Raw genomic sequence first — 20,634 nt, 5'->3', positions numbered from 1 at the left:
CTCAGATGATCAGTCAGGTGTCTTTGTTCTCTCGCATAGATCTAGTTGGCGGGGAAGATCAGTTTGGCTATTGTCCCTTTCCCCGGTTCATCCACCTCGTGCTTGTCCATCTCCTCCAGTGCCGCTTTTCCGTCCATTACCGAAATACATCTATGTCCCACTGCTTGCAGGTTTCTTTTGATGAGCTCATTGATTGGAATCTCATCCTCGACAATTAGGATGGTTGCCACTTTGGATCACCTCCCGTAAAGCATAGCATGGGGATGTAATCGAGTTGTAAAAAAATAGATGAGTCAAAAAACAGCCGCAATGAAAAAGCGGGACGCAGATTAGTCGCGTCCCACTCTAGTAGCGGTCTCTAGCCCATAAAAGTGATTTGAATTTGCGTGTTAAAGCGATCGGTAACAACCCAGCCTGCTGGAATCTGTTGATTATACCTGATCCATAGTTTCGCTCCCTTTGGAGCTCTTTGAATACTCGTAATTTCAAATTTATCCGTCGTACTATCTGTAATGACCCATCCTTGCGGCACGATTTGATTGTTCCGCATCCACAGTTTATCTCCGTAACCTGCGCCTTGTGTATAAATAATTTGCAGAGAAGTACCACTTCCATCTATAACAGCCCATCCATCGTGAATCCGTTGGTTGTACTTGATCCAGAGTGTCGATCTGTACGTAGCTCCAATCACGCATGTAATTTCGAATTGAGTACTAGTACTGTCGGTAATGACCCAGCCTTGTGGGACCAGTTGATTGTTCTTGATCCACATTTTGAGGGCACGAGTCCCTCTTGCGAAAACTACCTATACGTTAAAAAATTCTTTCGCAGTCTTGGTAGTAGCGCTAGCCACTTCCTCAGGGCTCAACCCCATACATTGTGCGACCGCGTGTAAGATATGTCTCAAATACATTGGCTCATTCCGACCATCCACAGGCTTTTCTTTCAAATCACGAGGGGTTAAAAATGGCGCGTCCGTCTCAATCATCAAGCGATTCAAGGGAATCTTTTGGACAAGCTCCCGAAGATGTTTCCCACGTCTTTCATCACAAATCCATCCCGTAATCCCGATATGAAAGTCCATTTCTAAATAAGTATCCAATTCCTTGGAGGTTCCGGTAAAACAGTGCACAACCGCACGATTGACATTTTGACGATGCTCTTTCAGAATCGAGACAAAATCAAGATGAGCATCGCGTTCATGCAAAAACAACGGCAGTTGAAGCTCTGTGGCTAGGGAAATTTGTTCAATGAACCACTTTCTTTGAATATCACGTGGGGAGAAGTCACGGTTATAATCTAACCCGCACTCTCCAATCGCTACCACATGGGGAAGAGATGCCAGTTCTCTTAATTTCTTGATCGTCGATTCATCACAGCTTTTTGCATCGTGAGGATGAATACCTGCCGTAGCGTACAGCTTTCCTTTGAAGCGACTTGCATATCGGGAGGCATCCATACTGTTTCTCAAGCTTGTCCCTGTCAAAATTAATGGGTAAATTCCTTGTTTCTCTGCTCTGGTAACGACCTCATCGCGATCTTGCTGAAAGGAACGGTGCATCAGGTTTACGCCTATATCGATGATCTGTGTATTCAAGAGAATCAATCCTTCCTAGTAAGAGGTGTGAGTAAGAACTAATTTTCACTATAATTCCTATTTTTGGTTGTTTTTCATTATAGCGTATCGAGTTGTTATGTTCTAGAGACGAAAAAATCCTCCCTGCGGTGACAGAGAGGACTCGCTTCTTTCTATTCTCATGAAGGAATGGCATCTAATGCTCGCCTTACTTTTCTTGCGAAAGCAAGAGGTTTATCAACCGCTTCAATATTTACATATATCAGGCGGGGACGATCGAATAACCATTCATTATGGATAGAAGAGACTTCTATGCCTTGATTCCGAATGGCTGCAATGAACGGATTGACCTCTTTCTGTAGGAATGCCGCTCTGCCTAAACAGAGCGCTTTGCCCGTTTTTTGATTGAAGGATTCGAATGAAAAAGAAGACGTCACACGAAATCTTTTCCCCAAAATGGTCGCTTTTATTTGATTTCGATTGATGGTCGCGACGCATTTTCCGCCGGCAAAACCGGATTGCCCCCTGATAATTCTGGAGAACTGCTCACAAAGCGAGACTTTTTTGGGCATTCCTCGTTTCCTCCCTGTTTTTGTTTATCGTATGAAGACAGGGATAGGATGGAAACGGATGATGACCTATTCTGCTGGGGGATGGGGATGAAACAGCTCAGCTCATTCTACACTTTTTAAAGACTCAATCATATTGAGGTTGGTTACTTTTCGCCGAAGTAGCAAGTTAGAGAGAATCGTAAGCAAGTAGGCAAGAATAACAGAAACCAATAGGATATAAATATGTAACTGATCCGGGATCTGTTGATGGGTGCTAGACAGTGCTTTGACAATCATGGCATAAACATAGCCACTTATCGGTAAAGCGACAATGACCGCAAATGTAGTGAGTAGGATGTTTTCAAAAAAGATAAGTCTGTTTATTTTATGTTTTTGGTAGCCTAATACTTTAAGGGTTGCAAGCTCACGATTCCTTTCATAAATGTTTATGGAAGAGATCGTATAGATGGCGCCAAAGGAGAGGATGACGGCGCATACGATAAACATGATAAATACAAAGCTGTTTTGTTTCAAAATATATTCAGCGGTTTTCTTTAAATCATCTCTATCAGCGATGGTTTCTACTTGAGGATCTTGTTCAAAGAAGGTACGAACGCTATTAAGATCTACAGAGCTATTTGCTTCAACTAAAAGTGAGGTTGGACTGTAGTCTATGCCAAAGCTCTTTAAATAGTCTGGTGTGATATAAAACGAAGGATTCGAATACTGCGTAGATATATGTAAAACCTTCATATCTACAGATTTATTTGTAAGCTCTGGTGCTTTGAACGTTATATGGATGATATCTCCTGCTGAAATATGATATTTGTCAGCATAGGATTTTGGTACCAGCACACCATTATTTTCTAAGGTGATCCGATTATCATTTTCGTCAAAGAAATGAATGAGAGAGTTTTCTCTTTCCGTAACAACGAGAGTGGCATTATCTTTTTCATCACCTTTTATGAATTCAACAGGAAAGGTGGATAGAGAATAACGATTTTTCATAACGGAGGGGAGCTTTACCGTATCAGTAGATGTTCCGATCGTATAATCTACTCGTAAATCATACGTATAAACATCTTCGATTTGGCTAGCTACTTGTTGCAAGGCAGATTGAGTGCCAAAAGCAGTTATCAATAAGACCGTGCTTACAACAACGCCAATTGAGCTCGCTATAGCTTTTGGTTTATTTAGGAAAATATTTCTCAAAATGAGTTTGTAGCTATAGGAAAGATGACTCCAAATACCCGGAATTCTTTCTATCAATAGCGTTTTCATCTGCTTTGGCGGTTTAGGACGCATAGCTTGAGCCGCACGTTCTTTTAATAGGGTTCTACCACTTAAGTAACACGCTAGGATTCCAAAAGCACTGGAGAAAATAATGGGAGGGATGAAAGAATAAAAAGAAAGGGAGTAGGTAATGCCAGGCAGAGAGTAGGCTCTTGCACTTGATGCCGTTACGAATGGAACAAATACGAGAGCGGCAATAGCACACCCAATGATTGAGCCTATGATACCTGCCAGCACAGGGTATCCCATGTAATGAAGCATGATGGTTCTGTTTTTGACACCTAAAGCCTTCATAATCCCTACTTGGTTTCTTTGAGAATCAATCATTCTCGACATGGTAAGAAACAGGATAATGGCTACTATCAAAAAGAGAACGAAAGGGATAACCATACTCATCAATTTATTATTATGGATCGTTTCCTTTATTTTTGAATAGCTGAAAGTCCGTTCTTTACTTACTTGGTTTACATAAGGAAGGCTTTTAGATTGTGCTTCAATGGATTGACCTAATTTGTCCATATCGTAACCTTCTGTAGCATCGATCATGATTTCATTATAGGAGGTGCCACCTAAGATTTCAGAGATTGTCTCTTCGGCAATATAAGCGACTCCGTAGGTTTTATGGTCTTGTATTTCGTTCTTTTTTGCATGTTCGACATTCTCACCGAAGCCGCTAATGGTAAATGTAAAATTTCTTTCATTCGCACGAATACTGATTTCATCACCGACTTGAAAAAGATGTTCTTTCGCATAACGGGAATCTACTACTATCTCATTCTTTCTTGACGGGATTCTACCCTCAATCATAGCAATCGTGTTTATTTCGTTTTTGACAGGGATGGAATGAATTTTCAAAAAAGCTTTATCACCTTCAAAGGCTTGCGTGGCATCAAAGGTATAACGTCCTTCTATTTTTTTAATGCCTTCTATTTCACTTAAAGCAGCGACATCATTTTTGGAAATTTGCTTGTAAAATACATGTAGGTCGCTTACGTTATGTTCTTTAAAATAACCTTCTGTATAAGTACTAAGATTATTGCTATAAGTTACTAGCCCCCCGTAGAAAAAGGCTCCTACTGCGATAACCAAAACAAAGGCGATAAATTGCCCGATCGATTGTTTGATATCCCTTACTAATTTTAAAAATAATTTCATTATCACCACTCAATCCCTTCCACACTTTGTTTTTCACGATTCATGGTAACGCTTTCAATCATTCCGCTTTTTACCTTAATAATTTTGTCAGCCATAGGAGCAATGGCGGAATTATGTGTGACCAATACGACGCACTTTTTCGTTTCTTTGTTCAAATCTTGGAGAAGCTTTAAGACCGACTTACCTGTCACATAATCCAATGCTCCGGTTGGCTCGTCACAAAGTAGAAGCAATGGATTTTTGGCAACAGCTCTCGCGATTGCAACTCTTTGTTGTTCGCCACCAGAGAGCTGGGAAGGGAAGTTTTTCATTCGATTTTGTAATCCAACTTTATGTAAAATCTCTTTCGCATCCAGATGGTTTTTACATACTTCCGTAGCAAACTCAACATTTTCGAGAGCGTTTAAATTCGGAATTAAGTTATAGAACTGAAAGACAAAGCCGACTTTTTCACTGCGGTATTGCGTTAATTTTTTTTCGTTGAATCTGGTGATTTCTTGATCGCCAACAAATACTTGACCTGAGGTAGCCGTATCCATTCCGCCAAGCAAATTCAAAATCGTACTTTTACCAGCGCCGCTTGCACCCAAAATAACGACGAATTCTCCTTCTGCTATGGAAAAATCAACACCATTAAGCGCCTTGATTGGCACTTCTCCGATTTTGTATTCTTTCGTTACTTTTTTGAATTCGATTAATGCCTTCACTGATTACATCTCCTCGTACCGTATTTTCGAGACTTAGATACCATAATATCCCAATGGAGAGTAGTTACATCCCGCAGTCGATGTATTTTGACCTAGGTCTCGAGAAGGAGTTTGATCTCGCTTGTAAGAAAAAAGCCTCTACACGACCAGTATCGCCTTTACATTCGCCTACTATTACAAATAGGAGGGCTTCGACTTGCTCGCAAAAAAACGGAGCACCCTCTGAAGGGCTACTCCGTTTGAATCATGACTAAACCAACGTGATTAACACCTCACATGTTTCCGTTTGAAGCCAAGCTGACCTTTACTTACTGCCTTTTGAATATTATCGAAAGCGTTTAGGAACTTGCTTTTTGCTTTGTCTTTTTGGACTTCTACAGGACCTACTGCCTTTGCGATTTCGATCGCCTTATCGTGGAGTGGTAAATAGGAAGTCCCCACCGTGTAAATGAAATTATTCATCGCGTATTTTGTTCGTTCGGGAGAAGCGTTGATCGTATTTTTCACAGTATCTAGCATATTGGCAATTTTGCTTTCGGAAAATTCACGATCTGGGCGATTACCCAAAAGCCAGCAGTAACAACTCCAGCCCGCAGACATTCTGAGCTCTTCGCCGCTTGTGATCCATTGATCGGCAACTTCTTGGGCAATATCTGCTTCAGATAAGGTTACGGCAACCACATAATCGGACAGCATATAAAAATAAGCTGAATCCATCCACCGATCAAAGTCTGCCTTGGTCATTGCTTTTGGGTCTGCGATCACTCCGGCAAAGTACATGGCGTCGTAGTTCCCGGTAGCGTAAAGCTGCTCAGCCAAGGGTTGACTGATCTTGATTTTTCTCGCCATGGGCTTCATAGCGCCTGTAGCCACGCCAAAAAGTGGTTCGTGAGCACCATTGGACAGATAAATTTTCTTGGTTCGTTCCTTGCCGAGAGCTTCCAGCTCTTGCATGATCGTTTCTAAATCCATCGTATATCACTTCTTTCATTGGCGGGTGTTCCCTTAAGATTATAACCATCCAATCCATGACTCATGTCACCTATTGACTATATTATTAGTGATTATTATAATAACCACCATAGAACTTAGAGGTTATTGCAATAATCACTAAAGATAAGTATGCAAGGTGGTGGTTTTCTTTGGATGAAATTTATAAAGAACTTCAGAAATTAGGATTTTCACAATATGAATGCAAAGCATATATCGGGCTTTTAAAGCAGTCTCCTATAACTGGATATGAGATTAGTAAAAGATCAGGTGTACCTCGTTCCATGATTTATGAAGTATTAGGGAAATTGTTAGATAAAGGAGCAGTTTATACGGTACCTTCTGAACCTCTGACCTACTCACCTTTGCCAGCTAAAGAATTAATCACGCGATTGCGTAATTCCTTCGAGCAATCATTTGATTATCTTGAAAAAAATCTATCTGCATTAGAAAGTGAACAGCAAGTAGACGTGGTTCGACGCATTAGTAGTGATGAACTGGTTATCACAGAAATGGTTGACATGATAAATAAAGCCAGAGAAGAACTATGGTTATCGATTTGGCAACCACAGATTTCTTTTATAAAACAGGATGCAGATAAGCGGGTAAAAGAGGGGGTCCCTGTATTTTCCATTTTATTTGGAGCACCCGATACCGAGATAGGTGCAACCACTCATCATGATTACATGTCTCCTAAAGTAGCAGAGGAACGTATGAGTGGTCGTTTAACCATTGTCTCCCGGGACAATGAAGAAGTATTAATAGCCAATTTCGCTCCAAATACCGCTGCATGGGCTATAAAAACACAAGACCCAGCACTAGTATTAGTAGCAATGGAGTACATCAGGCACGACATCATGTTTGCACAATTAGTTAAGGAAATTGGCCCCGAGAAAGCCGAAGCTGTCTGGATTAACCATCCTGACCTGTTCCATGTGGTCACAGGAAAACGGTTCAAGTAATTTGAACCGTATTTTCTTTCACTTTTTCATAGTAGTTATGATGATAACTCCTGCAATGTGAGTGAGATTAAGGAGGGATAAAATGGGTTTAGCGAATGACCGAATCGAAACGGTGGCAGATGTAAGAGATAAGGATACTTTTCGCCAAGGTATAAAGGATTGTGTCCCTACGTTGTTGGGGTATTTAAGTATTGGATTTGCTGCTGGTGTTATAGAAAGGACAGCGGGTCTTAGTATAGCTGAGATAGCCCTGATGTGTTTAATTCTTTATGCTGGTTCAGCCCAATTTATCGCTGCTGGTATGATGGCAGCAAGCAGTTCGATTACCACCATTATTATTACGATTTTCTTTGTTAATCTTCGGCATCTTTTACTTAGTGCGGCCCTAGCACCATATTTTCGGCATCTTTCTCCGCTTAGGAACATGCTAGTAGGGTCTCTACTTACCGATGAGTCATTTGGTGTGGCTATCAACGAAGCTGCAAAAAAGAATTACATTAGTGAAAAATGGATACACGGTCTAAATATAACGGCTTATCTAAACTGGTGCGCAGCTAATATAGCCGGAGCATTCTTCGGACAATGGATTTCAAATCCTGAAAAATTTGGTTTGGATTTTGCTTTGACAGCGATGTTTATTGGACTTTTGGTACTTTCGATGTTAAGTCGAAGGAAAATGAAACGTGATGTGGTTGTTGCGATAATCGCAGTTGTTATTGCTGTGGGAGCCAGTTCAGTGTTGTCTGGCAGTATGGGAGTTATTGTTGCTACAATTTTTGCTTCAACAATAGGGATGGTGATGGAAAAATGGAAGTAAGATGGGATGTTTTTTTGGTGATTGTAGGAACAGCTATTGTTACATTCATCCCTAGAGTCCTTCCTCTTATGGTACTGAGTCGTTTTCAATTACCAGAGTGGGCAACACGATGGTTAAGCTATGTCCCCATATCTGTTATGGCTGCTCTAGTAGCTCAAGAGATATTTAAACATGATGAAAAAATTTCTTTTTCCACTAATAACGTTGAACTTTTAGCAGCCATACCAACCTTTTTCATTGCGATAAAAACACGTAGTTTATTGGTAACTGTACTCGTAGGCATTATTGTCGTGATGGTTTTACGTTTTTTGTTTTCATCTTGATCGCTACAAGATGTTCATGTAATTCCGTTTTCTTTCCTGACCATAACTGTCAGTGAAGTTGTTTTATAATTGATTTGTAAAAACATGACAAGGAGGGAATCACTTTGAAGGAAGTGTTCATTTTTATTACGGATGGCTTTGCTGATTGGGAGGCAAGTTACGTCAGTTCTGAGCTAAACAAGCCAGGCACAGGATATCGTGTAAAGACAATCGCCATTGATCAGGAACCGAAAGTTTCGATGGGTGGTTTAACGGTCCTTCCAGATTATAGCGTAAGCGAATTCAATCGGGATGTTGATATCGCCATGTTAATCATACCTGGTGGAACGGGATGGAGAGAAGAAAAGAATCAGCAAGCAAAAGTAGTGGTTGAGTATTGTGTGAGCAAGGATATTCCTGTCGCTGCCATCTGTGACGCTACGACTTTTTTAGGGAATCACGGATTTTTGGACAATCATAGACATACAGGCAATACGTTACCTTATTTGAAGGAAGGAGCTCCGAACTACAGAGGAGATCAACATTATGTAGACGGTCAGTCAATCCGTGACGAGAATCTCATCACTGCGAATGGAAGCGGTGCATTGGAGTTTTCAAGACATATCTTGGAGAGATTGGGTGTATTAGAAGGCGATGAATTGAATCAATGGTACGAATTATTTAAAAAGGGATACTTTCCCTCCTAACAGATTGGTTTGATAGGAAAGCACGAAAGCATACACGCTTGGGTGCTTTCCTATTTTATTCAGATACCCATTTACACGATATTTATTTTCATAATGTACTAAGCCGTAATTCATAAAAATACTGCACAATTGGATGCTTTAACGTCATCTTCTCGGCCATATTTAAAATCCTCTTTTTTCCAACTCTTCTGTCCACCAAGGCTAGAATATTCAATAAGATATCATTGCTCTCTATGCTTTCCTCTATAGAAATAGATAAAAATCTATTAGCCACAACCATAAAATTTGATTTACTTAATGATGCCTGTGCTGACAAAAGCTCCTTTGCATATTCTGATATTTTTCTACTTCTTGCAATTACTATTAGACGATCCTCCGGAACGATCCCCTTGGTATCTTTTCTGACCGCTTCAATTTCTTCATTGTTGATAGGAATTTGGATATCTGAATCATTCTTAATTTCCTGCTCCGTCTGATACCATCTGATTGAGCTAGTTATATCACTCATATTAAGTACGTTCTTTTTATCTACGGCAATATAACAAATTCCGGATTTATCAGGTAAATAACGGTAACCGGTTGCACGGTATTCGACCCTTCCATCTAACGCAGGACAGAGAAAGCTCTCCAGTTGTTTCTTCACTTTGCTCCAGGACATGTATCCTCCTAAGTTCTCAAGGCCTTCTACGAGTATTTGCGGCAGTTACTCTTTTATTAACAATTATGCGTAACTTCTAGCTCATTATTGGCATAGATTGTTCCGTAAGTAGCACAAAGTAACATACCACCGCAAACCTCGCTGCTCACTTGAAAGTTTATGTTGTCTTCATATGTGTCTATGCTATCAGCTCTATTGGATGTCTTTATAAATCGGACTTGTACTATATAATCTGGGTAATCTTCACTTCCTTTATCTTCATCACCATTTCCCAATCGACAAAGTTAATGTTACTAGCTAAGCTTTTTAATTATAGTCTGACGTTCATCGAAAAAAACATCTAGTTAACTATTAACAGGTGAAAGAATTTCATATATGTGGATTTCATTAATTAAAGGTAGCCATTCAAGGGGGAGAACGATGTACATATATTTAGAGTTTGAAAATAAAATGGTTGATGAATTAGTAGAATTTTTAACATCAGAAACATGGAGTTTTCATGGACAGGGGAATCCTACTGAGGAGTCTATAAGAGAAAATTTAGCCAACGGATATTATAACGAAAATGGGAACCAAACATTTTGGATCATGGATAATCATACAAAAATTGGTTTAATAAGAGTTTTTGATTTAGAAGATCCCATATGTTTATTCGATTTGCGATTGAAAGAAAAGTTTAGAGGCAAAGGAATAGCAAAGGATGTCCTTAATTGGTTGAGTACTTATATATTCAATAATTACACTCATATTATTAGAATCCAAGGTCATACCAGATATGATAATTTTGCGATGAGAAAAACGTTCTTTAATAGCGGATTTGTAAAAGAATCTTATAATCGTAGATCATGGAGACAAAGCAGACAATTATTTGATTCTGTTGGGTATGCAATGATAAGAGAAGACTGGGAGAACAATACCAAAACAATAATAGAAGATACCTTTCCATACTAACTTAAAGGAAGCATAGATGAAGAAAGTTTCTGAAATGTAATTGGTGGTAATTGATCATAGATATTGCAATAGGTTCTTCATACTGTTATATGATCTTCTGTTAATAGGCGCTTTTGTTGAAAAAGAGTTATCAGAAAACAATTCCACACTATTTTTCGATTACCCTAAATTTTAGCCCCCTTGATTAGGAAAAGGGGGCTTTTCTCACTGCTACATATTTTATTTATCTTTCCTTACGAGTAGTGAAACCGACTCCACATGCGCCGTATGCGGGAACATATCCACTGGCTGCACGCTCTTCAACTCATACCGCTGCATCAGCTTCCCAACATCCTTCGCCAGCGTAGAAGGATTACAAGACACATACACGATCTTCTTCGGCTGCACATCCAACAGGGAACGAATCAGCGCATCATCCAGCCCAGTCCGCGGCGGGTCGACTACGACGACATCCGGTCGAGTCCCTTGCTTGGCCCATTTCGGCATCAAGACCTCCGCACGACCCACGTGAAAGCTGGCATTCGCTGCTTGGTTACGCTGTGCATTGCGATTGGCATCCTCTACAGCCTCAGGAATCAGCTCGATCCCGCGAACCTCACGGGCATAAGGAGCGAGCCACAAGCCAATCGTCCCTGTACCACAATACAAATCGAGCACGAGCTCTTTTCCGATCAGTCCAGCAGCCGTTTTCACCTGATTGTACAGCTTTTGCGTCTGCTCGGGATTCAATTGGAAGAAGGCACGAGCAGACAAGTCGAAGGATAGCTCACCCAGCTTTTCAGCAATGGAAGCCCTGCCCCATAAGGATAATGTCTTGTCACCGAAAACAAGCGATGTTTTTTGCGTGTTTACGTTTTGCGCGATTCCTACCAGCTCAGGCAGTCTCGTACGGAGCTCCAAAAGTAGCTCCTTCACTCGTGGGATTTCTGGGGTAGCCGTTACAAGCGTTAATTGCGTTTCACCCGTGGCAAAAGCGACACGAGCGACGATCGTGCGGATGACGCCCGTCCGTTTTTTCTCGTCGTAGATCGGAATCCCGAGCTCTTCGATGATTTGTTTCGCGGTTTGGACGATTTTCGTTGTCGCTTCATGCTGCACCTGACAGCCTTCCAAATTGACGAGCTTGTGGCTACCTGTTTGATACAGTCCAGCGATGAGCTTGCCATTTTCCTTGCCCACCTGAAACTGTGCTTTATTTCGATACGACCACGGATTATCCATACCAATCGTAGGGGAGACTGGTGGCTGATTCATTCGAGCGTACTTGCGCAGTGACTCGATGACGATTTCCTGCTTGCTCGCGAGCTGTGCGGCATAATCCATGTGCTGCAAGCTGCATCCGCCACACTCCGCATAGACTGGACAGGGCGGCTTCGTGCGAGAGGCTGATTTTTCAACGACGCGTAAAAGACGCGCGGTCGCGTATTTTTCTCTTGCCTCGGTCACCTCTGCATGGACGACCTCACCAGGGAGAGCACCCTCTACAAAAACGATTTTTCTTTTAAAATAGCCGATCCCTTCGCCATTAATGCCCAAGCTCTTGATCGTGAGCGTCATTTGCTGGCCGACACGGATGCTGGCGTCTTGTTCTTTTTTTTGCATTGTCATCTGTTCCGTTCTCCTCAAGCAATTCAGTATTTCCCTATTATAGAGCATTACGAGAGACGTTGCATGTATGCGAGAAGGTCTCACAGATAATGGCAACTTCCTGTCCAGCTTTGTTTTTGTTATAATAGAGGTTGTTCAAAAAGTCGTCTTTTGATCACGAAGTAGTTCTGAGGGCTAATGCGACATCGAAAGAGGCGTTCACCTTCGAAGTCCGGTGCTCATGTAGGTTCCCCTACACTCCGCTCCTCCTTCTTCAGGTTCTCGCCACTTTCTCGGTGCTGAAAAGACGACTTTTTGAACTCGTATTAAATAGTGCGGAGAATAATGAGGGAGTTGTGACGCTAGATGCAAGATCTATTTGAAAAAATGAAAGAATATCTCAACATGGATACTGAGATTTCTTTTGACGAGTTTGATGGCTACTACAAAAAGGTAACCGCGTTTCTAAACGATAGCTGGGAGACGTTGAACGAGGAAGATACCATGCTCATGCTGTTCATCCTCGACAACCTCAAGTCGAACGGTGAAGAACGTTCCAAGCGCAAAATCAAGGAAGCGAAAAAATACGCAAAAATGGCGCAGCGCACTGAGATTTGGGCAAATGCACTGATCGGCCGTCTGCGTGAAGCTGGTTTGACGGATGAAGAAATCGGCAAGCGTTACGAAGCGATTTACGAAGCAGTATAGGATGTAGCGAATAGAAAAACGGGTACCGTTTTGAGTGTAATAGCTCGAAAGGTAACCCGTTTTTTTGTCATGGCTTTCCTGCCAAATAACAAGAAGATTGACAACTTGTGGGTTTTGGCGTAGAATGTTTAACTAATTCGAATAGTTCGTATGTATGAGCGTTGAAAAGGAAGAGTAGAAACAGTAAGCAGCGTGCAGAGAGCCGTTCCCCGTGCTGAAAGAATGGCCGCCAGCCTGTTTTGAAAATCACCTTGGAGCATTGTCCTGGAAAAACAGCTTGTTTAGCCAGTGAGTATAGGACAACGAATTCGTCCTCGTTATCGGACGGGAGTTTCATAGTGAACTTCCTAAGTCTGTTTTTCGTGAGGAAGACAGAGATGCTGAGTGGTACCGCGATGCCCTCGCCTCAGCCAGCCGTGCGCAAATTGTGCGTAGCTGGTTTGGGGCGGGGGCTTTTTGGTTTGGTCTGGTCCCTACTACAAAAGAGAAGGTACTTAGGAGGAACATATATATGCATACGGTCAGAGTGGAAGACATCGTAGTAGCCAATCATGCATTGAAAGACGTGGTGGAGAAGACTCCCTTGCAAAAAAACAAAGTACTGTCTGAGCGCTACGGCTGCAACGTGTATTTGAAAAGAGAAGACTTGCAGGTGGTTCGTTCCTTCAAAATTCGCGGTGCTTATCATTTTATGCGGAATCTTTCGACAATGGAGCGAGAGCGTGGTGTCGTTTGTGCAAGTGCGGGCAATCATGCGCAGGGTGTAGCCTACTCGTGTAACCATTTGCAAATCAAAGGCACGATCTTTATGCCAGCGACCACCCCACGTCAAAAAATATCGCAGGTCAAGTTGTTTGGTGGCTCCTATGTAGAAGTTGTATTGATCGGTGACACCTTCGATGATTCATTCGCAGAGGCGATGAAGTATTGCATTCAGGAAGATCGGACCTTTGTCCACCCGTTTGACGATCCATTGGTGGTAGCCGGACAAGGAACAGTCGGACTCGAGATTATGAATGACATGGAAGAACCAGCTGATTTCGTCTTTATGAGTATCGGTGGAGGTGGATTGGCAGCGGGTGTGGGAACGTACGTAAAAGGCATCAGCCCAAACACACAGATCATTGGTGTGGAACCAGCCGGAGCAGCTTCGATGCAAGCCGCTTTGGAACAACGCGACGTTGTCACCTTAGATGAAATTGACAAGTTTGTCGATGGTGCAGCTGTCAAGCAAGTGGGGGAGCTAACGATGAGTATTTGTCAGGAGCTGCTGGATGACATCGTGCTGGTGCCAGAAGGCAAGGTGTGCACAACCATTTTGGAGCTGTATAACAGCAATGCCATCGTCGTAGAGCCTGCAGGTGCCCTGTCGATTGCGGCTCTTGATTACTACCGGGATCAAATCGCTGGGAAAAACGTAGTGTGTGTCATCAGCGGTGGAAACAACGACATTGACCGGATGCAAGAGATCAAGGAACGCTCCCTGCTGCATGAGGGCTTGAAGCATTATTTTGTGATCAATTTCCCACAGCGTGCCGGAGCCTTGCGAGAGTTTATGGAAAAAGTACTGGGGCCGCACGATGATATCACACGCTTTGAGTATACGAAAAAGAACAACAAAGAAAATGGTCCTGCGCTGGTTGGGATTGAAATGAAATGTAAAGATGACTATCAGCCATTAATCAGCCGGATGAAGCAGCACGGTATCCGCTATGTAGAGATTACACATGATCCGTATTTGTTCAATCTGCTGATTTAGGTCCTTGTGTTACAACAGATGCGAAATTTGCAAAAATGTATGAATACAGCGAAAAAAGGAGCAATGAAGAGAGAATGAGCGAGAGAGAAAGATAAATCGGCGTAATGTATTATAACAAACTTTTATAAAACAGATGCTGTTGTAATACAATACAGATAATAACACACGGGGGGTTTTAATCATGACGCCGATCACTACTTTCTTTCGCAATCTCGAAGCAAAATGCTGTGCTGCTTGCGGTCAGATGATCCACGAACAAGCGGAATCGTATGCAACAGAATGCACACCATGTCAAGAGCAAGCATCCTTTGACGCTTACAAGTACTATCATCAAAAACGCTAAGTCGAACATGAATACTGGATAAAACAGGTGTACCACAGGGCATGAGCCATGGCAGGTATACCTTTTTTTTGATTCAAAGAAAAAGCCGCTGTTCCATAACAACGGCTTTTTCGCATGTCAGCGCGGTTTCTCGGCCTGTTTTGCAGCTTCCTGCTTGACGTAATCAATCAGCCCCAATTGAAAGCCTTCCTGTGTAAGGAGTCGTTTGGCTTCATACGTACTCGCATAGTAGGCTTGGACATGCGGATCGTTGTCCAAAACGTAGCGACACGCCTGATCACGAGACAACTCCTGGTACCAGTCTGACTGCTTGATTTGGGCGACGAGATCCTCATAGGCTGGTTCCGGCTTTTTCCATGGATTCAAACGATGAATAATTTCACCAAGAATTGCAACAACGATTAGAATTCCGATTAAAAACATGGCTGTCACCTCAAAGGTTGGATCACTCTCATGGTACCACTCTCCTGGAGACGCCGCCATGGGGAAGTCGGTCTGCTTGCAAAACAAGTAGAAAGCAGGCATGCTATATACTGTAAATAGAAAGGGCCCGATTGCTTGGGATAAGGAGGGCGCGAGATGTTTCATCCGCTTGTTTTTGACAATATCAGGGTTGTGTTGGAAGGTGCGGTATACGACCGGGACTTCGAAGGGGCAATTACGATTACGAACCGTTCGGATGTCATGGATATGGCTACATTCCATCGACAGTTTCAGATCCAGTTCAAGCTGGCTGATCAACATGATCATACCGCAGCTGTCCGTGCTGAGATGCAGCTTCGTACTCAGTTAGCTGATATTGCAGCCGAGCAGCTAGAACAGCCGTTGACAGATCATATCGGATGTACGATTTGCATCCATTTTTACTTGCAGATGGAAAATTACAGAGATGTGCCCGCAGAAGCGAGAGAAATCACATCGATTCTCAATGACATCTGGGGGCAGCGTCCGTATATTACACAGAAAGTATCGGCTAAGCTAGAGGAGCATCGAATCGATTGGCCACCGAAGCAAATAACCAACCAGGTGACGCTGGACTTTCATCGGAAAATTGATGAAGGTAATATCGATGACCTGAACGAATTAATCGATTATACGGTTCAGTCCCTTCAAAAGCTGCAGCTATACATGGATCAACAAGCAAAAAGGTAAGCGGACAGAACGGGGATTTACAAAAGGGCAGATGCGTATTATTATTTTGTTAACCTTATAATATTTTTAGTTAACAAAACGGAGGCTAGTACGCATGAGAAACGAACGCTTGAGATGGCTGTTGCTCTCTGCCATCTTTGCTGCAATGACAGCGGTATTGTCGCAGGTGACTATTCCCTTGCCATTGATTCCGATTACCGCGCAGACGTTAGCAGTAGGGCTGACGGCGACCATTTTGGGAAGACGATACGGGACACTGGCTTTGGTTATTTACGTTTTGCTCGGTGCAGTCGGATTGCCTGTATTCAGCGAGGCAAAAGGTGGATTGCAAATATTGGTCGGCAAATCAGGCGGGTACATATTTGGGTTTATTGCAACCGCTTATGTGACCGGACTCTACCTGGAGAAAACAAGATTCAACCTGAAAAACGCCATTATCGCCAATATCATTGGCATGTTTGTCACACTCGCTTTTGGTACAGTACAACTCAAATACGTCATGGACATTCCATGGGATAAAGCTGTCGCATTTGGTGCAACACCTTTCCTCATTGTAGGCGTTGTCAAAGCAGTTCTGGCTTCTCTGATTGGCATCAAGGTACGCGAGCGACTGATTGCTTCTCGTCTGTTGCGTACAGATCAACCTGTTACACGATAAACAAAATGATTTCGTAAGCCATCCGAAGTTCGGGTGGCTTTTTTTCGCATAATCTCCTTATCGTGCCGGATACTATCGGTAGGATTTTGCATGTAAAAAGGAGGAGACACATGAATATCACGATCACCGGCCCAAAAGGCCTTCCGATCTCAGGGAACTTGATGGCATTTCGCCGATCGCCGCTTCAGTTCATCCGCGACGCTGTAGAAGAGCATGGAGAGGTCGTCCATTTTCGCTTCGGTCCTTCCCGCCATGTTTACCTGTTAACGAATCCGGATCATATCAAAGAGGTTTTGGTCAGCAAGCAGGCGCATTTTCGAAAAGGAAAAGCATTGCAGTCCGCACGACCTGTCGTAGGGGATGGAATTCTCACCAGTGAAGGAAAAAAGCATCTACGACAACGACGGCTTATGCAGCCAGCTTTTCATCGAGAACGTATCGCCAGCTACGGAGAGGTGATGGTCCGGCAAGCAGTTGATCTTATGTCGGATTGGAAAACCGGGGAGCTGCGCGATATTCACTCGGACATGATGAAAGTAACCCTTGCGATCATTACGGAGACTATGTTTGGCAAAACCGTCAAGGAAGGTGCGGATCAGATTGGGCATGCCATCGATGTCGGTTTGAAATACGTGGCCAATAAAGGTTCCTCTTTTATCGACATTCCTTTGTCCGTACCTACTAAAAGCAATCGGGAGTTCCTGGAGTCGAGTGAGCTGCTGGACAAAACGATCTACTCCTTGATCGAAGCTCGTCGTAATAGCGAAGGAGAAGAGCACAAGGACTTGTTGGGGATGCTTTTGGCTGCGCGTGATGAAGATGATGGGGAAGGAATGACAGATGAGCAGGTGCGCGACGAGGTCATGACCATTTTTGTAGCTGGTCATGAGACGACTGCGAATACCATGTCGTGGATTTTTTATTTGCTGGCTACCTATCCCGAGGTGGAGAAAAAACTGCATGACGAGCTGTCAACCGTGCTGTGTGAAAAGCTGCCGACAGTAGAGGACCTACCCCAGCTGAAGTATACGAATCTCATTGTTCAGGAAACACTGAGGCTCTATCCAGCAGCCTGGACGATCAACCGGGAAGTGGTAGAAGAGGTGGAGATCGGCGGTCAAACGTACAAGCCAGGTGAAACACTGATGATGAGCCAATATGTCATGCACCGTAACCCACGCTATTATGAGCAGCCTGAACAATTCATTCCAGAGCGTTTTGACAGCGACCTTTTAAAAAGAAATCCAGCTTATGCTTATTTCCCGTTTGGCGGTGGGCCGCGTGTTTGTATCGGGAACAACTTTGCTTTGATGGAGGCAGCTTTGCTATTGGCAACCATCGCGCAGCGATATCGACTACGACTGGCTGAACCGAATCAGGAAGTGGAACCCGAGCCGTTGGTCACCTTGCGTCCAAAGAACGGATTGCCGATGCGTTTGGAGAAGAGATAGAAAAAAATGGAAATAGAGGGCAAAAAAAGAGGCATCTTGTCACTACGGTTTCGCCGATTGTGTCAGATACCGAACTGGGGGTTATTTATCACTGAAAGCAACATGCTTACAAAAATTATTTTACTAGTAAAATATAAAGAAATAATTAACTGAGAATAAATCTATATAAAGTAAGGGTAGCTTGTGAAAGCTACCCGTGGAAGAAGGGGATGGTGAAGGAGAAACTGCTTCCCATTCCCAGTTCACTGTTTACCATCAAATCTCCGCCGTGAAGCCGGACGATGCTTTTGCAAATCGTCAAGCCTAAGCCCGTACCGCCACTGTTGCGATTTCGTGATTTTTCCGCCCGATAAAACTTGGTGAAAATCTTCGGTAAGTCTTCAGAGGCGATTCCTTCTCCTTTGTCGATCACAGTAAAAAGGACATGCCCTTCTCGCTGATCACATGTAAGGTAAATGGAGCCATCTGGTTTGTTGTAGTGAATGGCGTTGTTCAACAAGTTTTCCATGACACGTCGTAGCTTGGTCTCATCCGCTTCGATGTGTAGTTCATTGGAGATACGCAGCTTCCAATGAAAGGTGAGGCCTGTCTCTTTAATCCTCGGCAAATAGTCCTCAATGATTCCTCTCAAGAAGCTTTTGACATGAATACGATTAATGTTGAGTCGGACTTCGGAGCTTTGGGCGGTGAAGTCCTGCAACTCATCCAGCAACTTTTCCAAGTCCGTCGTTTTTAGCTCGATTTTGCTCATCTGTTTCTGTATTTTGGTCATATCCGTCACACGACCGGAGCCGATATATGACGCATACCCTTTGATCGTGGTGAGAGGTGTGCGGAAGTCGTGGGCGATCGAAGCAATCATTTCGGCCTGTCTTTCTTCCGCTAAGCGAAGCTCATCAACCATATCCCCGAAATATCGAAAGAGTTGCCCAAATTCATCATGCGAGCGATACGTAAATGTCACTAACCGTTTCCCTTCCTGGATTTCTTGGGTGACGCGCGATAATTCGTTCACGGGCCGTAGTATCCAGCGAACGAACAAAGCGAGCAGAACCAATCCTACCAGACTAATGCTTCCGTAAATAAACCAAAGCATCATGGAAACCCCTGTCGTAGCCATCATGTCGTAATCATCTGTGTAGAAATAAACAACGATCTCCCCTGTACGCGGTGGCTCCTGCTGGAAGTGGTACTCAGCTACCACTTTGAGGTCATTTTGCTTGGAAGAATCGCCACGGTTTGATGAGGAGGGAGAAGGCATTTTCAAATTATAGGCGCGTGATGTTTTGCTGTAGATGGTGTTTCCATTGGCATCCTTCACGAGCATGCGGTACATCACGTCGTCTGGCAACTGCTTTTCAAGCTCCAAACGTTCGATTGGGTCCTTGAAATTACTGACGAGAAGCAGTTGATTGAGCATGACCTTCTCTGCAGCTTCCTTCTCAGCCTGATACTGATTATGCCGATCATTTTTGAGTTGAGCGACAATAATGTCTTGAAAAACAAATTTAAACAACAAGATGTTGAGTGTGATCAAGGCAATGAAGGAGAGAAAAATTTTATTACGTAAGCTCATTTAAAGCTTCTCCCCGATAAATACGTAGCCTGTCCCCCATTGTGTTTTAATAAACTGACGCTCTGTTTCCAGCTTTTCCCGGAGGTTTTTGATATGGACGGTCACTGTATTGAGCGAGCCATAACCATATCCCCAGACACGGTCATAGATTTGCTCTCTTGTAAAGACGATGCCCGCATTTTCTGCGAGGAATGTGAGCAGTTGAAATTCTTTTGTAGAGAGCTCAATCTTTTGATTACATACATAAACGGAATACGTTTCTTTATGAATTTCTAGGTCCTTGAATTTCAAAACGGTAATCGGAGAAGAGGCTGTTTCCTTCTCAGGCTGCTCTTCCGTATGCTTGCGAATGCGCTCATAGCGACGCAGGTGGGCACGAATGCGAGCGAGCAGTTCTTCTGTATCAAAAGGCTTCGTGATGTAATCGTCTGCGCCGATTTCGAAGCCGACTACCTTATCTACCGCTTTTCCTTTTGCACTGAGAAACAGTATAGGCAAATCCCACTCACGGCGAATTTGAGAGCAGAGCTCGTAGCCACTCATGTTGGGCATCATAATATCCAAAAGGATCAGGTTAGGTCGCTCTCCTTGGCTGAGCAGGGAGAGAGCATCTTCTCCGCTCTCTGCGGAGGAAACGGTGAAGCCTTCGTTCTCCAAAATGTCTTCTAGCAGTTCAATAATCTCCAGATTGTCATCGACAATTAAAATGTGATCTTTCACCGGAACAACCC

Annotated in this window: 23 protein-coding genes and 1 other annotated feature; of the genes, 11 read left to right on the top strand and 12 right to left on the bottom strand. The window is 43.2% G+C overall.

Features of this window, described 5'->3' with window-relative positions; translation table 11 throughout:
* Nucleotides 1–41: 41 nt before the first annotated feature.
* The 7 genes from POF51_RS09235 to POF51_RS09205 all read right to left on the bottom strand — a co-directional run bounded on the left by POF51_RS09235 (nt 42) and on the right by POF51_RS09205 (nt 6,254).
* A complete protein-coding gene (locus tag POF51_RS09235) occupies nt 42–230 on the bottom strand; it encodes a hypothetical protein (protein ID WP_271755196.1) in 189 nt (62 codons plus the stop codon).
* 128 nt (nt 231–358) lie between these two features.
* Nucleotides 359–772, bottom strand: a complete 414-nt coding sequence (locus POF51_RS09230; protein WP_271755194.1) for a hypothetical protein — start codon at nt 770–772, stop codon at nt 359–361.
* A gap of 33 nt (nt 773–805) precedes the next feature.
* Nucleotides 806–1,606, bottom strand: a complete 801-nt coding sequence (locus POF51_RS09225) for a TatD family hydrolase (protein ID WP_083261612.1) — start codon at nt 1,604–1,606, stop codon at nt 806–808.
* Nucleotides 1,607–1,755: 149 nt separating this feature from the next.
* Entirely contained in the window at nt 1,756–2,148 is a 393-nt protein-coding gene (locus tag POF51_RS09220; RefSeq protein ID WP_069846728.1) for a DUF1259 domain-containing protein, read from the bottom strand.
* Between the two features lie 102 nt (nt 2,149–2,250).
* Nucleotides 2,251–4,575 carry an ABC transporter permease gene (locus POF51_RS09215; protein WP_069846726.1) on the bottom strand — a complete coding sequence of 775 codons (2,325 nt, stop codon included), beginning with the start codon at nt 4,573–4,575 and terminating at the stop codon, nt 2,251–2,253.
* A 2-nt stretch (nt 4,576–4,577) separates the two neighbouring features.
* Nucleotides 4,578–5,282 (bottom strand): ABC transporter ATP-binding protein, encoded by a 705-nt coding sequence (locus POF51_RS09210; protein WP_069846724.1) that lies wholly within the window; start codon nt 5,280–5,282, stop codon nt 4,578–4,580.
* A 264-nt stretch (nt 5,283–5,546) separates the two neighbouring features.
* A complete protein-coding gene (locus tag POF51_RS09205) occupies nt 5,547–6,254 on the bottom strand; it encodes a DNA alkylation repair protein (protein WP_069846722.1) in 708 nt (235 codons plus the stop codon).
* Between the two features lie 170 nt (nt 6,255–6,424).
* Between POF51_RS09205 and POF51_RS09200 the strand changes: the two genes are divergently transcribed.
* From POF51_RS09200 to POF51_RS09185, 4 genes are all read left to right on the top strand, one after another.
* On the top strand, nt 6,425–7,234 hold the full coding sequence (locus POF51_RS09200) for a TrmB family transcriptional regulator (RefSeq protein WP_069846719.1): 810 nt from the start codon (nt 6,425–6,427) through the stop codon (nt 7,232–7,234).
* Nucleotides 7,235–7,316: 82 nt separating this feature from the next.
* Nucleotides 7,317–8,051: an AzlC family ABC transporter permease gene (locus POF51_RS09195; RefSeq protein WP_069846717.1), complete on the top strand. Its 735-nt coding sequence runs from the start codon at nt 7,317–7,319 to the stop codon at nt 8,049–8,051.
* The gene (locus POF51_RS09190) at nt 8,042–8,374 is read left to right on the top strand and encodes an AzlD domain-containing protein (protein WP_017250096.1); all 333 of its coding nucleotides are present in this window, start codon (nt 8,042–8,044) and stop codon (nt 8,372–8,374) included. Before POF51_RS09195 ends, POF51_RS09190 begins: the two co-directional genes overlap by 10 nt.
* A 104-nt stretch (nt 8,375–8,478) precedes the next feature.
* Nucleotides 8,479–9,060: a type 1 glutamine amidotransferase family protein gene (locus tag POF51_RS09185; protein WP_069846715.1), complete on the top strand. Its 582-nt coding sequence runs from the start codon at nt 8,479–8,481 to the stop codon at nt 9,058–9,060.
* A gap of 88 nt (nt 9,061–9,148) precedes the next feature.
* On the opposite strand, the gene POF51_RS09180 is transcribed toward POF51_RS09185, so the two are convergent.
* Nucleotides 9,149–9,718, bottom strand: coding sequence for an SF0329 family protein (locus POF51_RS09180; RefSeq protein ID WP_069846712.1), 570 nt, complete (start codon nt 9,716–9,718; stop codon nt 9,149–9,151).
* A 420-nt stretch (nt 9,719–10,138) separates the two neighbouring features.
* Between POF51_RS09180 and POF51_RS09170 the strand changes: the two genes are divergently transcribed.
* Nucleotides 10,139–10,669 (top strand): GNAT family N-acetyltransferase, encoded by a 531-nt coding sequence (locus tag POF51_RS09170; RefSeq protein ID WP_069846710.1) that lies wholly within the window; start codon nt 10,139–10,141, stop codon nt 10,667–10,669.
* Between the two features lie 219 nt (nt 10,670–10,888).
* Here POF51_RS09170 and rlmD read toward each other — a convergent pair whose 3' ends face one another.
* Nucleotides 10,889–12,277 carry a 23S rRNA (uracil(1939)-C(5))-methyltransferase RlmD gene (rlmD, locus tag POF51_RS09165; RefSeq protein WP_069846707.1) on the bottom strand — a complete coding sequence of 463 codons (1,389 nt, stop codon included), beginning with the start codon at nt 12,275–12,277 and terminating at the stop codon, nt 10,889–10,891.
* Between the two features lie 345 nt (nt 12,278–12,622).
* Between rlmD and POF51_RS09160 the strand changes: the two genes are divergently transcribed.
* The 3 genes from POF51_RS09160 to yhfH all read left to right on the top strand — a co-directional run bounded on the left by POF51_RS09160 (nt 12,623) and on the right by yhfH (nt 15,066).
* Complete coding sequence (locus POF51_RS09160; RefSeq protein ID WP_069846705.1) at nt 12,623–12,964, top strand: hypothetical protein; 342 nt, start codon at nt 12,623–12,625, stop codon at nt 12,962–12,964.
* A gap of 152 nt (nt 12,965–13,116) precedes the next feature.
* Nucleotides 13,117–13,376, top strand: a binding site (T-box leader).
* A gap of 99 nt (nt 13,377–13,475) precedes the next feature.
* Nucleotides 13,476–14,723: a threonine ammonia-lyase IlvA gene (ilvA, locus tag POF51_RS09155; protein WP_069846702.1), complete on the top strand. Its 1,248-nt coding sequence runs from the start codon at nt 13,476–13,478 to the stop codon at nt 14,721–14,723.
* Nucleotides 14,724–14,904: 181 nt separating this feature from the next.
* Nucleotides 14,905–15,066 (top strand): protein YhfH, encoded by a 162-nt coding sequence (gene yhfH / locus POF51_RS09150; RefSeq protein WP_017250112.1) that lies wholly within the window; start codon nt 14,905–14,907, stop codon nt 15,064–15,066.
* Nucleotides 15,067–15,183: 117 nt separating this feature from the next.
* Here the strand turns inward: yhfH and POF51_RS09145 are convergent, their stop codons facing one another.
* Nucleotides 15,184–15,549 (bottom strand): hypothetical protein, encoded by a 366-nt coding sequence (locus POF51_RS09145; RefSeq protein WP_244521725.1) that lies wholly within the window; start codon nt 15,547–15,549, stop codon nt 15,184–15,186.
* A gap of 96 nt (nt 15,550–15,645) precedes the next feature.
* On the opposite strand from POF51_RS09145, the gene POF51_RS09140 reads away from it, so the two are divergent.
* The 3 genes from POF51_RS09140 to POF51_RS09130 all read left to right on the top strand — a co-directional run bounded on the left by POF51_RS09140 (nt 15,646) and on the right by POF51_RS09130 (nt 18,327).
* Nucleotides 15,646–16,218: a hypothetical protein gene (locus POF51_RS09140; protein ID WP_017250114.1), complete on the top strand. Its 573-nt coding sequence runs from the start codon at nt 15,646–15,648 to the stop codon at nt 16,216–16,218.
* A gap of 94 nt (nt 16,219–16,312) precedes the next feature.
* On the top strand, nt 16,313–16,876 hold the full coding sequence (locus POF51_RS09135; protein ID WP_017250115.1) for a biotin transporter BioY: 564 nt from the start codon (nt 16,313–16,315) through the stop codon (nt 16,874–16,876).
* Between the two features lie 110 nt (nt 16,877–16,986).
* Complete coding sequence (locus POF51_RS09130) at nt 16,987–18,327, top strand: cytochrome P450 (protein ID WP_017250116.1); 1,341 nt, start codon at nt 16,987–16,989, stop codon at nt 18,325–18,327.
* A 190-nt stretch (nt 18,328–18,517) separates the two neighbouring features.
* Here POF51_RS09130 and POF51_RS09125 read toward each other — a convergent pair whose 3' ends face one another.
* Entirely contained in the window at nt 18,518–19,903 is a 1,386-nt protein-coding gene (locus tag POF51_RS09125; RefSeq protein ID WP_069846697.1) for a sensor histidine kinase, read from the bottom strand.
* A complete protein-coding gene (locus POF51_RS09120) occupies nt 19,904–20,623 on the bottom strand; it encodes a response regulator transcription factor (RefSeq protein WP_007721564.1) in 720 nt (239 codons plus the stop codon).
* Between the last annotated feature and the right edge of the window lie 11 nt (nt 20,624–20,634).

The sequence above is a fragment of the Brevibacillus sp. AG genome, from assembly GCF_028369215.1.
Taxonomy (GTDB): Bacteria; Bacillota; Bacilli; order Brevibacillales; family Brevibacillaceae; genus Brevibacillus; species Brevibacillus porteri.
This window is presented reverse-complemented; position numbering and strand designations above follow the sequence as displayed.

Bases quoted from the DNA above. Each gene is read 5' to 3' on its own strand.
- POF51_RS09205 (WP_069846722.1), bottom strand. From the start codon at position 6,254: ATGGATTTAGAAACGATCATGCAAGAGCTGGAAGCTCTCGGCAAGGAA.
- POF51_RS09145 (WP_244521725.1), bottom strand. From the start codon at position 15,549: ATGGCGGCGTCTCCAGGAGAGTGGTACCATGAGAGTGATCCAACCTTT.
- ilvA (WP_069846702.1), top strand. From the start codon at position 13,476: ATGCATACGGTCAGAGTGGAAGACATCGTAGTAGCCAATCATGCATTG.
- POF51_RS09195 (WP_069846717.1), top strand. From the start codon at position 7,317: ATGGGTTTAGCGAATGACCGAATCGAAACGGTGGCAGATGTAAGAGAT.
- POF51_RS09160 (WP_069846705.1), top strand. From the start codon at position 12,623: ATGCAAGATCTATTTGAAAAAATGAAAGAATATCTCAACATGGATACT.
- POF51_RS09140 (WP_017250114.1), top strand. From the start codon at position 15,646: ATGTTTCATCCGCTTGTTTTTGACAATATCAGGGTTGTGTTGGAAGGT.
- POF51_RS09190 (WP_017250096.1), top strand. From the start codon at position 8,042: ATGGAAGTAAGATGGGATGTTTTTTTGGTGATTGTAGGAACAGCTATT.
- POF51_RS09230 (WP_271755194.1), bottom strand. From the start codon at position 772: ATGTGGATCAAGAACAATCAACTGGTCCCACAAGGCTGGGTCATTACC.
- POF51_RS09220 (WP_069846728.1), bottom strand. From the start codon at position 2,148: ATGCCCAAAAAAGTCTCGCTTTGTGAGCAGTTCTCCAGAATTATCAGG.
- yhfH (WP_017250112.1), top strand. From the start codon at position 14,905: ATGACGCCGATCACTACTTTCTTTCGCAATCTCGAAGCAAAATGCTGT.
- POF51_RS09180 (WP_069846712.1), bottom strand. From the start codon at position 9,718: ATGTCCTGGAGCAAAGTGAAGAAACAACTGGAGAGCTTTCTCTGTCCT.
- POF51_RS09125 (WP_069846697.1), bottom strand. From the start codon at position 19,903: ATGAGCTTACGTAATAAAATTTTTCTCTCCTTCATTGCCTTGATCACA.
- POF51_RS09130 (WP_017250116.1), top strand. From the start codon at position 16,987: ATGAATATCACGATCACCGGCCCAAAAGGCCTTCCGATCTCAGGGAAC.
- rlmD (WP_069846707.1), bottom strand. From the start codon at position 12,277: ATGACAATGCAAAAAAAAGAACAAGACGCCAGCATCCGTGTCGGCCAG.
- POF51_RS09170 (WP_069846710.1), top strand. From the start codon at position 10,139: ATGTACATATATTTAGAGTTTGAAAATAAAATGGTTGATGAATTAGTA.
- POF51_RS09215 (WP_069846726.1), bottom strand. From the start codon at position 4,575: ATGAAATTATTTTTAAAATTAGTAAGGGATATCAAACAATCGATCGGG.
- POF51_RS09135 (WP_017250115.1), top strand. From the start codon at position 16,313: ATGAGAAACGAACGCTTGAGATGGCTGTTGCTCTCTGCCATCTTTGCT.